The sequence below is a fragment of the Arthrospira sp. PCC 8006 genome, assembly GCF_046480465.1.
Taxonomy (GTDB): domain Bacteria; phylum Cyanobacteriota; class Cyanobacteriia; order Cyanobacteriales; family Microcoleaceae; genus Limnospira; species Limnospira platensis.
This window is the reverse complement of sequence record NZ_PKGG01000407.1, coordinates 1-2070: the sequence shown is the minus strand read 5'-3', so window position 1 is coordinate 2070 and position 2070 is coordinate 1. Positions and strand designations below refer to the sequence as shown.

General features: G+C 42.9%; 3 protein-coding genes and 1 pseudogene. 3 read left to right on the top strand and 1 reads right to left on the bottom strand.

Going from position 1 to position 2070, the window contains the following annotated elements:
* From B9T16_RS28065 to B9T16_RS28055, 3 genes are all read left to right on the top strand, one after another.
* On the top strand, positions 1–366 hold a 366-nt coding region (locus tag B9T16_RS28065; protein ID WP_410246323.1), incomplete at its 5' end, for a transposase.
* Positions 323–799, top strand: a complete 477-nt coding sequence (locus B9T16_RS28060; RefSeq protein ID WP_082824575.1) for an IS200/IS605 family accessory protein TnpB-related protein — start codon at positions 323–325, stop codon at positions 797–799. The genes B9T16_RS28065 and B9T16_RS28060, both read left to right, overlap by 44 nt.
* 773 nt (positions 800–1572) lie before the next feature.
* Positions 1573–1755: a hypothetical protein gene (locus B9T16_RS28055; protein ID WP_199325058.1), complete on the top strand. Its 183-nt coding sequence runs from the start codon at positions 1573–1575 to the stop codon at positions 1753–1755.
* A 36-nt stretch (positions 1756–1791) separates the two neighbouring features.
* Here B9T16_RS28055 and B9T16_RS28050 read toward each other — a convergent pair.
* Positions 1792–2070, bottom strand: a pseudogene (locus B9T16_RS28050) (secretion activating protein); the annotation flags it as partial.

Here is a 2070-nt window from a genome sequence, read left to right as displayed (position 1 = left end):
GGACTTAGAATTCCGCTATTAAATCAGGTTAAAGCATGGTTTGGGATTGATTCATTTTTATTACCCATGCCATCTAACCTCAACTGGGATTCAATCAAAGAAGTTCGTATTCTTCCTCGGAATAAATGTTTTTATGCCGAGTTTATTTATCAAGTTCAGGCTGAAAATATTAAACTTGATAAAAACCAGGTGTTAGGAATAGATCATGGAATTGATAATTGGTTAACTTGTGTGAGTAACGTAGGAACCAGTTTCATTGTTGATGGCAAGCATTTGAAATCCTTTAACCAGTGGTACAACAAGCAAGTTGCTTATCATAAAAATGGTAAACCTCAAGGTTTTTGGAGTAATGCTTTATCCCACTGAAAAACGGAATCGTCAGGTTAGGGATGCTATCAATAAAGCTGCCATAGTAGTTATTAACCATTGCCTCAAAAACAGTATCGGTCGTCTTGTTTTTGGTTGGAATAAAGGACAAAAAAATGGTGCTACCCTTGGAAGTAAAGGGAATCATAACTTTATTCAGATTCCCACCGCACGATTGAAGTCTCGAATCCAAGAGCTTTGTTCTCATTATGGAATTGAGTTTATAGAAACCGAGGAATCTTATACCTCAAAAGCTAGTTTTCTTGAGCATGATTTTCTTCCTGAATTCGGTGAAAAACCCGACAATTGGAAGCCGTCAGGACAACGAGTAAAACGAGGTTTATACCGCACTGGTTATGGTCGAAAGAGAAGTCACCTTCTCCAACTCCACTTCCAAACCGTGCTTGATAGTTTCCCATCACACGGCTCCTGATGTAGATACCCTATTGTCAGTAGGAACAGAGTAACAACTCTCTGCTTTATGACTTCAACTTTCAGAGCTATATGACTTGCGTAGTCTTTAAACTCGCCTTCGCCGTAGGACTCTTACTTACCGCAGTCTCTATATCCACACCGTGACTAGTGGGCATATCCCAACCATTACAGTTAGGCATTAGCTTTCAGTCACATCCTTTCCCCTCAAAGGCATACACTTACACTTTTCGCTACTCAACAAATATTGGTATACTTGCCGAGAGCCAATGAGGAGTTTAGAGGAGTTTAAACGTTCCGTTTATACGGGCATTCCATCTTTAGACTTGTCCTCTCCACCGGGGTACTTTTAAAGGTCTGTGTAGGTGTTGGTATGATTACCCTACTTTTCTCCTTACCCTTTTGGGCGCAGCGTGTAAACCTATTTCGCTGCTTATTGATACGATGGTTCAAGTCGGAACATTCAGATTTCCTTAGTCATGGATGGTTGGCAGTGGTCGGTCTGGTAGTAGGTTCTACTCCACGCCTTCCGTTCCCCGCTTCAATCCTGGGGTTGTGATTCCCAAAACTGGGGGTGGCTATCGCCGTTACTCTTTCCCATAATCGCCCCAAGTGGTTTTAGTACTCCTCCTAGGTATACCTGGACGGTGAATTGCGATTTCTTAAAATGGGATTGACCTTGAGTTCCCGTGCCTTACTTAGATTCATAACGTCTAAGCGTTGGGACATATAAACAGTTAAGGGGTGGTTGAGGCCCATCGAGGAGGTTATTTCATGCATTGCAGCCTTATTTGGTCTCCTCAACGTCTCGCACCATTCAATCAATATATCAATGCTGATTGTAATGCAGCAGCTAACATCATTCGTAAAGTATCGGCCACATTGGGATTAAATCTCAATGGAGTCAGTAGAGGCGCATTGACTACGCCATTAAGAGTTCGTATTTGGACTATTTAAGAATCCTCGTCGCTTTAGCGCGAGGAGTGTCAAAGGTCAATCCTTTTGTTTAAGGCTTTGTGTTACCTCTTGCAAAAGGGCGATCGCCTGTTGGAGTTTATCCAAAATTTCCGAATCTTTCGAGGTTTCCGTGTTCGGTGGTTTCGGTGTGTTCGGTGGTTTGGGCGGATCAATAACCGGAGCCTGACCGCCGCCTAATTGAGTAACATAACCCAATAAATCGCGATCGCGTCTTAGCCAACCCTCCAAAAATATCTGTTGGCTAGGGTTAGCCTGAACCCGTTGGTAGCGGTAGTCAATGCGAGCCTGACAGTA

Excerpts from the sequence above, each read along its gene's own strand:
- B9T16_RS28060 (WP_082824575.1), top strand. The coding sequence starts at position 323 with ATGGTAAACCTCAAGGTTTTTGGAGTAATGCTTTATCCCACTGAAAAA.
- B9T16_RS28055 (WP_199325058.1), top strand. The coding sequence starts at position 1,573 with ATGCATTGCAGCCTTATTTGGTCTCCTCAACGTCTCGCACCATTCAAT.